This is a genomic window from Streptococcus sp. 4155 (assembly GCF_013276695.1).
GTDB classification, from domain to species: domain Bacteria; phylum Bacillota; class Bacilli; order Lactobacillales; family Streptococcaceae; genus Streptococcus; species Streptococcus pseudopneumoniae.
Genome location: NZ_VMLM01000013.1, coordinates 1 through 12,350, shown reverse-complemented (window position 1 = coordinate 12,350; position 12,350 = coordinate 1). Strand labels below are relative to the sequence as shown.

10 protein-coding genes and 1 tRNA gene are annotated in these 12,350 nt (G+C 40.7%); 7 read left to right on the top strand and 4 right to left on the bottom strand.

Annotation, left to right across the window (positions count from 1 at the left end):
* Positions 1–6: 6 nt before the first annotated feature.
* From HT715_RS01775 to HT715_RS01760, 4 genes are all read right to left on the bottom strand, one after another.
* A complete protein-coding gene (locus tag HT715_RS01775; protein ID WP_000040907.1) occupies positions 7–1,089 on the bottom strand; it encodes a Xaa-Pro peptidase family protein in 1,083 nt (360 codons plus the stop codon).
* A gap of 126 nt (positions 1,090–1,215) precedes the next feature.
* Positions 1,216–1,998, bottom strand: coding sequence for a lipid II isoglutaminyl synthase subunit GatD (gatD, locus tag HT715_RS01770; RefSeq protein WP_138706043.1), 783 nt, complete (start codon positions 1,996–1,998; stop codon positions 1,216–1,218).
* Entirely contained in the window at positions 1,998–3,341 is a 1,344-nt protein-coding gene (gene murT / locus HT715_RS01765) for a lipid II isoglutaminyl synthase subunit MurT (RefSeq protein WP_138706042.1), read from the bottom strand. Before murT ends, gatD begins: the two co-directional genes overlap by 1 nt.
* A gap of 149 nt (positions 3,342–3,490) precedes the next feature.
* On the bottom strand, positions 3,491–4,807 hold the full coding sequence (locus HT715_RS01760; protein WP_023933921.1) for an FAD-containing oxidoreductase: 1,317 nt from the start codon (positions 4,805–4,807) through the stop codon (positions 3,491–3,493).
* Positions 4,808–5,000: 193 nt separating this feature from the next.
* Here HT715_RS01760 and HT715_RS01755 point away from each other — a divergent pair, with 193 nt between their 5' ends.
* The 7 genes from HT715_RS01755 to HT715_RS01725 all read left to right on the top strand — a co-directional run bounded on the left by HT715_RS01755 (position 5,001) and on the right by HT715_RS01725 (position 12,007).
* The gene (locus HT715_RS01755; RefSeq protein WP_138700646.1) at positions 5,001–6,227 is read left to right on the top strand and encodes an OFA family MFS transporter; all 1,227 of its coding nucleotides are present in this window, start codon (positions 5,001–5,003) and stop codon (positions 6,225–6,227) included.
* Positions 6,228–6,424: 197 nt separating this feature from the next.
* Positions 6,425–8,005, top strand: coding sequence for a DEAD/DEAH box helicase (locus tag HT715_RS01750; RefSeq protein ID WP_172922802.1), 1,581 nt, complete (start codon positions 6,425–6,427; stop codon positions 8,003–8,005).
* Between the two features lie 277 nt (positions 8,006–8,282).
* Positions 8,283–9,071 carry a GTP-sensing pleiotropic transcriptional regulator CodY gene (gene codY, locus HT715_RS01745; protein ID WP_000940723.1) on the top strand — a complete coding sequence of 263 codons (789 nt, stop codon included), beginning with the start codon at positions 8,283–8,285 and terminating at the stop codon, positions 9,069–9,071.
* On the top strand, positions 9,071–9,646 hold the full coding sequence (locus tag HT715_RS01740; protein ID WP_000158719.1) for an isochorismatase family cysteine hydrolase: 576 nt from the start codon (positions 9,071–9,073) through the stop codon (positions 9,644–9,646). Before codY ends, HT715_RS01740 begins: the two co-directional genes overlap by 1 nt.
* Before the next feature lie 80 nt (positions 9,647–9,726).
* A tRNA-Leu gene (locus tag HT715_RS01735) sits at positions 9,727–9,812 on the top strand.
* A 280-nt stretch (positions 9,813–10,092) separates the two neighbouring features.
* On the top strand, positions 10,093–11,223 hold the full coding sequence (gene ugpC, locus HT715_RS01730; protein ID WP_000229957.1) for a sn-glycerol-3-phosphate ABC transporter ATP-binding protein UgpC: 1,131 nt from the start codon (positions 10,093–10,095) through the stop codon (positions 11,221–11,223).
* 271 nt (positions 11,224–11,494) lie between these two features.
* Positions 11,495–12,007, top strand: coding sequence for an adenine phosphoribosyltransferase (locus HT715_RS01725; RefSeq protein WP_023933925.1), 513 nt, complete (start codon positions 11,495–11,497; stop codon positions 12,005–12,007).
* The last annotated feature ends 343 nt before the right edge of the window (positions 12,008–12,350 follow it).

The window sequence follows — 12,350 nt, the reverse complement described above, 5'->3', positions numbered from 1 at the left end:
GCTATCTTAATCAAAATAAAGCAAGTCTTTGCTGGTACTTGTAAAGAGGTCAAAGCCATCCTTGGTAACAACACCGCAGTCTTCAATACGAACACCGACTTTACCAGGGATATAGATACCTGGTTCAACAGAGAAGCACATGCCTTCTTCGATGACCATGTCGTTTCCTTCCATGATAGATGGGAATTCATGGACATCCATACCGATACCATGCCCGAGACGGTGGTTGAAGTACTCACCATAACCAGCTTTTTCGATGACCTCACGGGCAGCGCGGTCCACTTCATGAGCAGTCACACCTGGCTTGATAAAGTCAAGAGCAGCTTGTTGGGCTTCAAGAGTCAAGTTGTAAATATCTTTCTTGAATTGGTCTGGTTTGCCGACAGCGACTGTACGAGTCATATCTGACGCATAGCCATTGACCAGAACACCCAGGTCAAAGAGGAGAAGAGCATCATTTTCAACCTTATTAGCTGCTGGAATGCCGTGTGGATTCGCAGCATTATCACCAGTCAAGACCATGGTATCAAAGCTCATTTCGTAACCTTCACGTTTCATGGCAAAGTCAATTTGTGCGATGATATCTGTCTCAGTCTTATCAAGAGAAATATTGTCAAAACCAACATGAACAGCCTTGTCAGCATAAAGACCTGCAACCATCATTTTTTGCACTTCATCAGCTGATTTGATGAGGCGCATGCGTTGGATACGAGGAGTGAGGTTGTCAAACTCAGCAGTCTCAAAAACTGTTTTCAAACCATGGTATTTGGTCAAGATGAGATTGTCAAACTCAACAGCGACACGTTTGAAGTCAAGTTGTGGAAGAGCATGTTTGATTTTTTGCCATGGATTTTCAGAATCGACATAGCCCACTACTGGGAAGGAAACGGTGCTACTTGCACGTTCTACTTCAAGAGCTGGGACAAAGAGGAGAGGTTCCTGATCCGCTAGGACAAAGAGGAACATTTGGCGTTCATGGGGATCACTGTAAAAACCAGTGAGGTAATTGATTGTGACGGGGTCAGATACGACAGCGACGTCTAGTTTTTCTGATTCAAGATATGTTAGGATTTGTTGTAATTTAGACATATGCTACCTTCTTTCTACCCCTCTATTTTGGCAAAAAAAGAGAGAAAATGCAAGGGAGAAGGGTAAAAGAAAAGACAAAAAAACTCCGACAAGATAACGGAGTTCTTTGATATAGTTTCACTTTGTTTAAGAAAAGTCAGCCTTGCTTTTGACATCACTGTATTCTTCAGCGATTTCTTGGCTGAGAATATCTTCATAGGCAGGGAGTTGGATGTCCTGACCATATTTCTTCTTGAGGGCTGTAGTGACTAGGCGATAAGCCAGATTGGCATTACGAGAGAGGATAGGCCCGTGGAAGTAGGAACCAAAGACATTCTTATAATGAACCCCTTCGCCGACCTTTTCTTCGTTGTTTCCATTTCCATAGACAACCTGTCCCAGTGGTTTTTGGTCATCAGAGAGGAAGGTACGTCCCTGGTGATTTTCAAATCCATAGTAGGTTTCATTGAAATCTTCATTGTGAATCTTGATGTCCCCGATAAAACGGTTATTGGTCTGGTTGAGAGTGTAGTGGCCCATGACCCCTAGTCCTTCGATGCGTTTGCCTGAAGCTTCAACATAATATTGACCCAATAGTTGAAAACCACCGCAGATAGCCAGAACCACACCGTCGTTTTTGATGTAGTTGTCAATGCTCTCTTTTTTAGCAGGTAGGTCGTCTGCAATGATACTTTGTTCAAAGTCTTGACCGCCTCCGAAAAAGGCGATGTTGTAGTGATTTTCATCAAAATCATCATGGAGAGAAACGATGTCAACGGTCACATGGGCTCCCAGTTTTTCAGCAACATACTTGAGCATGAGGATGTTTCCATTGTCCCCGTAGGTATTCATGAGATTTCCGTAGAGGTGGGCAATGTTGAGCTGATAGGGGTAATTGCCAGCTTTTGAGGAAAGTGAAGTATAAACCATTAGTTCATCTCCTTTCTAACAATCTGACGACTAGCCAGCAGTTCACGAAATTCCAGCATGGCAGTATAAGTTGCCAGAATATAGGCATGCTTGCAGTCTTGATTCTCAATGGTCTTGAGAACTTGCTCCAGATTACTCGTTTCAGTGATTTTCTCAGCTGGATAGCCAGTCACTCGGAGGCGACGAGCGATTTCAGAATGACGAACACCGCCAGCGTTGATTTCAGGAATGTCCATGTCAGTGATTTGCTCAAAGTCTGCATCCCAGATCCAGCTAGTGTCAATTCCATCTGCATAGTTGGCATTAAGGAGGACAGATAGGCTAAATGGATAAGGTGCTAGTTTGATCATTTCGATAGCTTGGGTTGCACCGACTGGATTTTTAATCAAGACAAGGGTACATTCCTTGTCACCGATATGAAAGGTTTCTTGGCGTCCAAAGACAGCACGGCTCTTGTCAAATCCCTGTTTGATGAGTTGGGAATCTGCGCCGAGGAAACGGGCGATGGCCACAGCAGCTAGGGCGTTATAGATATTATAGAGCCCGCCGATTTGGATACCGTATTCTTGGCCATCTATGACAAAGCGAGAGCGATTGTTGGTCAACTCAACCAGTTTTGTCAAACGATAGTCGAGATCAGGACGTTTACATCCACAACCTTCACAGATATAGGCACCCAAGTTTGCATAGGTATTATGCTCATATTTGAGGATGCCTTGGCAGTCAGGACAGAGAATCCCTTCGGTATTGTAGTGAGCCAGTTGGGCTGGTCCTTTTTCCAAGTCAAAACCAAAATACTGTATAGGATTTGGGAAAGATGGTTTGTAGAAAAGTGGGCTGTCTCCGTTAAGGAGAACAGTAGCAGTTGGAACTTTCCGAATGGCATCCAATATCATGTTATAGGTAGTATAGATTTCACCGAAACGGTCCATCTGATCACGGAAGATATTAGTAATGACAAAAAGACTAGGCTGGATATAGTCACAGATACGAGATAGACTGGCTTCGTCAATTTCGAGGACGGCAATATTTTTCCCAGTTTTTGAAGATTTGGCTGTTAGGAAGGTTGTTGCAATTCCTGTAATCATGTTGGCACCGCTTGGGTTGGTTAGAACTTGACCATAAACCTCTTTTAAAATGCCGACAGTGAGGGCAGTTGTCAGGGTTTTTCCATTTGTTCCAGTGACCACGACAATCTCGTAGTTCTTAGCTAGGTTTTGTAAAATATCTTTATCAAATTGAAGGGCGACTTTTCCTGGAAGCGTACTTCCACGTCCAAGACGGCTTAAAACGAAGTGGGAAGAACGTCCAGCAAGAAGGCCCAAAGTAGTTTTTAAGTTCATGTTTCTATTATATCATAAAAGAGGGAAAAGACAGATTTGATACTCAATGAAAATCAAAGAGCAAACTAGGAANNATTTTCGAAGAGTATGAGATTTCGCAGAAATGAAAACAGCCCTCAGAGGGCTGTCAGTTAAGATGTGATCTCAACTTAAATCGCAAACAAGTCATTCAAGTTCTCAGCCAAGGTTGGGTGAGTGAAGATTTGTTTTGTGAAGTAAGTGTAAGGAATCTTGTTGTCCATAGCAACAGTGATGATGTTGATGATTTCTTGAGAACCTTCTGAGAAGATGCTTGCTCCAAGAATTTCTTTGGTTTCAGTATTAACAACAGCTTTGAAAGCTCCGCGAAGGTTTCCATTTACGTGACCACGAGGCATGGCTGCAACAGGAATTTCCTTAACAGCGTATGGAAGTTTCAAATCTGCTGCTTGGCTTTCAGTCAAACCAACTTGTGAAAGTGCAGGTGTGATAAACATGGTGTTTGGTACATTGAGACGGTCTTCAAGTGTGTAGCTGCCATCTCCAGCAAGGTAGCTGTAGACAACACGGAAGTCATCAAGTGAAATGTAAGTAAATTGAAGGCCACCGTTGACATCCCCAACTGCAAATACACCAGGAACGTTTGTTTGACAATGTTTGTCTACTTTAATAGCACCACGTTCAGTAAGTTCAATATCTGTATTTTCAAGTTGAAGTGGTTCTACATTTGGTTTACGTCCAGTTGCGTAGAGAAGGGCATCGAAACGGTAAGTTTCGTCTTCAGTTACGATAAGCACTTGGTCACCGTCGTTTTTAATTTCAGTAGTATGGATATTTTGAAGCAATTCAATACCGTCTTCTTCCAGGTATTGTTTAGCAAGAGCTGCGATGGAAGGTTCTGCACGAGGTAGGAATGTATCCAAGGCATCTAGGACTGTAACCTTGCTTCCAAGTTTGTTGTAAAGGCCAGCAAATTCAAGACCGATATTTCCACCACCAAGGACTCCAAGTTTTTCAGGCAATTTGTCCAAATTTTGGATACCTGTTGAGTCAAAGACGTTCTTGCTTGTAGCAAGTCCAGGGATAGGCAAGACGTTTGAAACAGCACCAGTGTTGATGACGATTGTTTCAGCAGTCAGTTCTTTCTTTTCATCACCAGCTTGGATTTCGATGACTTTATTTGAAAGGAAGTGAGCTTCCGCATCAAAGATATCCACGCCTGTACCAGCAACAGTCGCATAGTTTTTACCGTTGAGGCGACCAGTGATAGTATTTTTGGTAGCAATGACTTCTTCAAAAGACAAGTCTTTCTCAGCAGCAACTAGCAAAGTCTTAGTTGGGATACAACCGATGTTGATACAAGTTCCACCGTACATAGCTTTGCTACGTTCAACGAGGGCAACTTTTTTGCCAGCTGAAGCCAATTTACCAGCTAGTGTTTTACCAGCCTTACCAAATCCGATAACGATTAAATCATAAGTTAACATTTAGAGTTCCTCCTATTCGAATTACATTCTAGCACAAGAAAAAAACTTTTGCACAATTCTGCTACGAAAAAGACAGAAAAAAATAAAAACGCTTTCCAGACAAAAAGCTAGTAATTTTTTGACAAGCTTGATAAACTAAAATCCTATCTATTTTTATATAAGATAGAATAAATGTTCGAAAATAGGAGGTTTTATGAAATCGAATCGTTATATTATTGCCTTTGCTGGGGTCATTTTACACTTAATGCTGGGTTCGACTTATGCTTGGAGTGTTTATCGTAACCCTATTATTGAAAAAACGGGATGGGATCAGGCTTCTGTTGCCTTTGCCTTTAGTCTAGCAATCTTTTGTTTAGGCTTATCGGCTGCATTTATGGGGCGTTTGGTAGAAAAATTTGGTCCGAGAGTCATGGGGAGTCTATCTGCTTTTCTATACGCAGGTGGAAATATCTTAACAGGATTTGCAATAGACCGTCAGGAACTGTGGTTGTTGTATCTGGCTTATGGTATTTTAGGTGGGCTTGGTTTGGGAGCCGGCTATATTACCCCTGTGTCAACGATTATAAAATGGTTTCCTGATAAACGTGGTCTCGCAACAGGTTTAGCGATTATGGGGTTTGGTTTTGCTTCTTTATTGACTAGTCCCATAGCGCAACATCTCATCGCAGGGGTAGGGCTTGTAGAAACTTTTTATATTTTAGGTGCAAGTTACTTTATTATCATGCTCCTAGCTTCACAATTCATTAAGCGTCCAAATGAACAAGAGCTTGCAATTTTATCTGTTTCAGGGAAAGAAAAAACAGACTCTCTGACGCAAGGGATGACTGCAAATCAGGCTCTAAAAAGCAATCGGTTTTATATACTTTGGATTATTTTCTTTATCAACATAGCTTGTGGTTTAGGCTTAATTTCAGCGGCATCGCCAATGGCACAGGAGATGGCTGGCTTGTCTACAAGTCATGCAGCAGTAATGGTGGGCGTTTTAGGGATTTTCAATGGATTTGGTCGCTTGCTTTGGGCGAGTTTGTCTGACTATATCGGTCGCCCTCTAACCTTTAGTATATTACTGCTTGTCAATCTTTTCTTTTCTCTCTCACTTTGGCTCTTTACAGATTCCGTTTTATTTGTAGTCGCTATGTCTATTTTGATGACTTGCTATGGAGCTGGTTTTTCATTGATTCCAGCTTATCTCAGTGATATTTTTGGAACCAAGGAATTAGCTGCTCTGCATGGTTATATTTTAACAGCTTGGGCAATGGCTGGTTTAGCAGGACCTATTTTATTAGCAGAAACTTATAAAATGGCTCATTCTTACACACAAACCTTGTTCGTTTTTATCATTTTATATAGTATAGCCTTGGCTTTGTCTTATTATCTAGGTCGTTCCATCAAAAAGGAAGGTCAAAAACCGCTTACATGATTTTCTAGAGAAATTGGGCTATCTTTTGCTTCTCTCTTGTGTTATACTAGATAGGTTGCAAAGAAAACAGTACTTTTCTTTTGTGGAAAAGAAGCAACACGATTTTATATCCAGTATATGAAAATACGTCATAAAAAGAAAAGTATACACTAAGCCCTATAGGGTGGCTTCGCACCACCTTTAGAAAGAAGAACAACGTGAAATTTAATGAATTAAACTTGTCTGCTGATTTGCTAGCAGAGATTGAAAAAGCTGGTTTTGTAGAAGCCAGTCCGATCCAAGAACAAACCATTCCCTTGGCCCTTGAAGGCAAGGACGTTATCGGTCAAGCTCAGACTGGTACAGGAAAAACTGCAGCCTTTGGCTTGCCTACCCTTGAAAAAATCCGTACAGAAGAAGCGACTATCCAAGCCTTGGTGATCGCTCCAACTCGTGAACTCGCTGTCCAAAGTCAAGAGGAATTGTTCCGTTTTGGTCGTAGCAAGGGAGTCAAAGTCCGCTCAGTATACGGCGGATCAAGCATTGAAAAACAAATTAAGGCTCTTAAATCTGGTGCCCATATCGTGGTGGGAACACCTGGTCGCCTCTTAGACTTGATCAAACGCAAGGCCTTGAAATTACAAGATATTGAAACGCTTATCCTTGACGAAGCGGATGAAATGCTCAACATGGGCTTCCTTGAAGACATTGAAGCTATCATCTCCCGTGTCCCTGAAAATCGACAAACTCTTCTTTTCTCAGCAACTATGCCAGATGCCATCAAACGTATCGGTGTTCAGTTTATGAAAGAACCTGAGCATGTGAAGATTGCTGCTAAGGAATTGACAACAGAATTGGTTGATCAATACTATATCCGAGTTAAGGAACAAGAAAAATTTGATACTATGACACGTCTCATGGATGTGGAGCAACCTGAGCTTGCTATCGTATTTGGTCGTACCAAACGTCGTGTGGATGAATTGACTCGTGGTTTGAAAATCCGTGGCTTCCGTGCAGAAGGAATTCATGGAGACCTAGACCAAAACAAACGTCTTCGTGTCCTTCGTGACTTTAAAAATGGAAATCTGGATGTTCTAGTTGCGACGGACGTTGCAGCGCGTGGTTTGGATATTTCAGGTGTGACCCATGTCTATAACTACGATATTCCACAAGATCCTGAAAGTTATGTTCACCGTATCGGTCGTACAGGTCGTGCCGGTAAGTCAGGTCAGTCTATTACTTTCGTATCACCAAATGAAATGGGCTACCTCCAAATCATTGAAAACTTGACCAAGAAACGCATGAAAGGTCTCAAACCTGCAAGTGCAGAAGAAGCCTTCCAAGCTAAAAAACAGGTAGCTCTCAAGAAAATCGAACGTGATTTTGCAGATGAGACTATCCGTGCTAACTTTGAGAAATTTGGTAAGGATGCTCGTAAGCTAGCTGCCGAATTTACTCCAGAAGAATTGGCAATGTATATCTTGAGTCTGACTGTTCAAGATCCGGATAGCCTTCCAGAAGTGGAGATTGCGCGTGAAAAACCACTGCCATTTAAACCATCAGGTAATGGCTTCGGTGGTAAAGCTAAGGGAGGTCGTCGTGGAGATGACCGTCGAGACCGTGATCGTCGAGACCGTGATCGCCGTGGTAATGGTCGTCGGGATGATTTCAAAAAAGGAAGTCGTGGCAATGATAGTTTTGATAAAGACAGACGTTACCGTAAGGATAATAAAAAACCACGCAATACTTCAAGTGAAAAGCAAACAGGCTTTGTTATTCGTAACAAGGGAGATAAATAAGAAAAAGCGGTTCAAAATGAATCGCTTTTTTATATAAGGAGACCAAGGGTGAAAGAAGATGGTGATAGCAAAGGATAGGTGAAATGGAAAGGTATTATCAACCCACCTTCTTATAATGATATAATATCAAATATAAATTAGGTTGTCAATAAGAAAACATAATTTTCTAAAATATTTCAGCTAGTCTAAATTGCAATTAAATAAGCAATTTTCAGATAATAATTGAAAATTCAATCTGTTTATGTTATAATGATAGCGATTAAATTCGAGGTGAAAAATGGCACATTTATTAGAAAAAACAAGAAAGATTACATCAATTTTGAAGCGCTCAGAGGAGCAGTTTCAGGATGAGCTTCCTTACAACGCTATTACGCGTCAGTTAGCGGATATTATTCATTGCAATGCCTGCATTATCAATAGTAAGGGACGTCTGCTTGGCTATTTTATGCGTTATAAAACAAATACAGATCGCGTAGAGCAATTCTTCCAAACTAAGATTTTCCCAGATGACTACGTTCAAGGGGCTAATATGATTTACGAAACAGAAGCAAATTTGCCTGTTGAGCATGATATGAGTATTTTCCCTGTTGAGAGTAGAGAAGATTTTCCAGATGGCTTGACGACTATTGCACCGATTCATGTATCGGGGATTCGCCTTGGTTCTTTGATTATTTGGCGCAATGATAAAAAATTCGAAGATGAGGACTTGATTCTTGTTGAGATTGCCAGTACCGTTGTTGGGATTCAGCTTCTTAACTTCCAGCGTGAAGAAGATGAGAAAAATATCCGTCGCCGTACTGCTGTCACCATGGCGGTTAATACCCTTTCTTACTCCGAACTCCGTGCTGTTTCAGCAATTTTAGGGGAATTAAATGGAAATGAAGGGCAGTTGACTGCATCAGTGATTGCAGACCGTATCGGAATTACCCGCTCTGTGATTGTCAATGCCCTTCGTAAACTTGAATCTGCGGGAATTATTGAAAGTCGCTCACTTGGAATGAAGGGAACCTACCTTAAGGTCTTGATTTCAGATATTTTTGAAGAAGTGAAGAAAAGAGATTACTAATGACTAAAGCTTTAATTTCGATTGATTATACAGAAGATTTTGTTGCTGATAGTGGTAAATTGACAGCAGGGGCTCCAGCTCAGGCTATTTCGGATGCCATTAGCAAGGTGACTCGATTAGCTTTTGAACGGGGAGATTATATCTTCTTTACTATTGATGCTCATGAAGAAAACGATTGTTTTCATCCAGAAAGTAAACTATTTCCTCCTCATAATCTGATTGGGACTAGTGGACGCAATTTATACGGAGACTTGGGGATCTTTTATCAAGAGCATGGTTCAGACAGTCGTGTCTTTTGGATGGATAAACGCCATTACTCAGCTTTTTCAGGGACTGACCTAGATATTCGTTTGAGAGAGCGTCGCATTTCTACAGTTATCTTAACAGGTGTCTTGACGGATATCTGTGTCCTGCATACAGCTATTGATGCCTATAATCTAGGTTATGACATCGAGATTGTTCAACCAGCTGTTGCTTCCATCTGGCCTGAAAATCATCAATTTGCCCTAGGTCATTTCAAAAATACACTTGGAGCTAAGTTAGTAGATGAAAATCTAAATGAAATTTTAGAGTAATTTGGTTGATGAAATGAAAAAAATTGAAAAAAAGTGTTGACAAGCATCCCAAAAGTTGATATACTAGTAAAGTAATCGACGCGGGGATGGCGGAATTGGCAGACGCGCAGGACTAAGGATCCTGTGACCGCTTTAGGTCGTGAGGGTTCAAGTCCCTCTCTCCGCATAGGATAAGAGTTAGCTTAGGCTAGCTCTTTTGTATTTCTCTAAAAAATTAGAATCCAGTCAAATGTAGTGGAGAATCAGCGAAAATATGGGAAAGCTGATCCTTGTTTCTGCTTTTGTATAGAAGAATAATAAAGATTATCTTCTTCAAATTCTCCGATATTCTCTAAAGTTTTGTGCAAGTTGCACAGAATTTTTTTGTTTTTTTGGTCACCTTGCCATAGAAATGTAAAACGTTTTCATCTATAATATAATTATCAAAAACAAAAGGAGTTCACCTCATGGTAGAATTGAATCTTAAAAATATTTACAAAAAATATCCAAACAGCGAACACTATTCAGTTGAAGATTTCAACTTGAATATCAAAGATAAAGAATTTATCGTTTTCGTAGGTCCTTCAGGATGTGGTAAATCAACAACCCTTCGTATGATTGCTGGTCTTGAAGACATCACAGAAGGTACTGCATCTATCGATGGCGTGGTTGTCAACGACGTAGCTCCAAAAGACCGTGACATCGCCATGGTATTCCAAAACTACGCTCTTTACCCACACATGACTGTATACGATAACATGGCTTTCGGTTTGAAATTGCGTAAATACAGCAAAGAAGACATCGACAAACGTGTGCAAGAAGCAGCTGAAATCCTTGGATTGAAAGAATTCTTGGAACGTAAACCAGCTGACCTTTCAGGTGGTCAACGTCAACGTGTTGCCATGGGTCGTGCCATCGTCCGTGATGCAAAAGTATTCTTGATGGACGAACCTTTGTCAAACTTGGATGCAAAACTTCGTGTATCAATGCGTGCTGAAATTGCGAAAATCCACCGTCGTATCGGAGCTACAACTATCTACGTAACTCACGACCAAACAGAAGCGATGACACTTGCAGACCGTATCGTTATCATGTCAGCAACTAAGAACCCTGCTGGTACAGGTACTATCGGACGTGTTGAGCAAATCGGTACTCCTCAAGAAGTTTACAAAAACCCAGTTAACAAATTCGTTGCAGGATTCATCGGAAGCCCAGCAATGAACTTCATCAATGTGAAATTAGTTGGTAGCGAAATTATTTCTGATGGTTTCCGTTTGAAAGTTCCAGAAGGAGCATTGAAAGTTCTTCGCGAAAAAGGCTACGAAGGTAAAGAGTTGATTTTCGGTATCCGTCCAGAAGATGTGAATGCAGAACCTGCTTTCCTTGAAACATTCCCAGACTGTGTTGTAAAAGCGACTATCTCTGTATCAGAACTGCTTGGTTCAGAATCTCACCTATACTGCCAAGTTGGTAAAGACGAATTTGTTGCTAAAGTTGATGCTCGTGATTACTTGCAAACAGGTGCAACAGTTGAACTTGGATTTGACTTGAACAAAGCACACTTCTTCGATGTAGAAACTGAAAAAACAGTCTATTAAAATAAATAAAATTCAAAGCAGTACAAGAAAAGATATCTCTTTATCGATTGTAGTGGAGAGATATCAGTTAGTCTAGGGAGAGAAACAAAATGCTTCTCTCCTTTTTGCTAGGGAAGTCATATTATGTATCTATCTTGTGACGTGCCTTGAATAAAAATGGTCGTCTTATTTGACTTATAGGGTGACTAGCAAATGAAATATTGTTTTCCCTTTCTTCTTTACTGGAAAATATGCTATAATAGAGAGTAAAAACTTTGAAAGAAAGAAAAATATGAATTTAAAAGATTACATTGCAACAATTGAAAATTATCCAAAAGAAGGTATCACCTTCCGTGATATTAGTCCTTTGATGGCTGATGGAAATGCTTATAGCTACGCTGTTCGTGAAATTGTTCAGTATGCTACTGACAAGAAAATTGACATGGTTGTAGGGCCTGAGGCTCGTGGATTTATTGTGGGCTGTCCAGTTGCCTTTGAGTTGGGAATTGGTTTTGCACCTGTTCGTAAACCAGGTAAATTGCCACGTGAAGTCATTTCTGCTGACTATGAAAAAGAGTACGGTGTTGATACCTTGACTATGCATGCGGATGCAATCAAACCAGGTCAACGCGTTCTTATTGTAGATGACCTCTTGGCAACAGGTGGAACTGTTAAGGCAACTATCGAGATGATTGAAAAACTTGGTGGTATTGTAGCAGGTTGTGCCTTCCTTGTTGAATTGGATGAATTGAACGGCCGTGAAAAAATCGGGGACTACGATTACAAGGTTCTTATGCATTATTAATGAAAAACAGTCCCTAGGGCTGTTTTCTCTACATTAGGATATAAAAATAGACTATAGCTAGTTAGAGAAAAACTATAATTGAAAACTATATCTTCTTGCAGTATAATAAAAGGACTATGTGTTTGAAATTTAGTTTCATACTCAATGAAAATCAAAGAGTAAACTAGCCGTAAGCTGCTCAAAGTACAGCTTTGAGGTTGCAGATAGAACTGACGAAGTCAGCTCAAAACACAGTTTTGAGGTTGCAGATAGAACTGACGAAGTCAGCTCAAAACACCGTTTTGAGGTTGTGGAGAGAACTGACGAAGTCAGCTCAAAGCACAGTTTTGAGGTTGCAGATAAA

Excerpts from the sequence above, each read along its gene's own strand:
- HT715_RS01775 (WP_000040907.1), bottom strand. The coding sequence starts at position 1,089 with ATGTCTAAATTACAACAAATCCTAACATATCTTGAATCAGAAAAACTA.
- gatD (WP_138706043.1), bottom strand. The coding sequence starts at position 1,998 with ATGGTTTATACTTCACTTTCCTCAAAAGCTGGCAATTACCCCTATCAG.
- murT (WP_138706042.1), bottom strand. The coding sequence starts at position 3,341 with ATGAACTTAAAAACTACTTTGGGCCTTCTTGCTGGACGTTCTTCCCAC.
- HT715_RS01760 (WP_023933921.1), bottom strand. The coding sequence starts at position 4,807 with ATGTTAACTTATGATTTAATCGTTATCGGATTTGGTAAGGCTGGTAAA.
- HT715_RS01755 (WP_138700646.1), top strand. The coding sequence starts at position 5,001 with ATGAAATCGAATCGTTATATTATTGCCTTTGCTGGGGTCATTTTACAC.
- codY (WP_000940723.1), top strand. The coding sequence starts at position 8,283 with ATGGCACATTTATTAGAAAAAACAAGAAAGATTACATCAATTTTGAAG.
- HT715_RS01740 (WP_000158719.1), top strand. The coding sequence starts at position 9,071 with ATGACTAAAGCTTTAATTTCGATTGATTATACAGAAGATTTTGTTGCT.
- ugpC (WP_000229957.1), top strand. The coding sequence starts at position 10,093 with ATGGTAGAATTGAATCTTAAAAATATTTACAAAAAATATCCAAACAGC.
- HT715_RS01725 (WP_023933925.1), top strand. The coding sequence starts at position 11,495 with ATGAATTTAAAAGATTACATTGCAACAATTGAAAATTATCCAAAAGAA.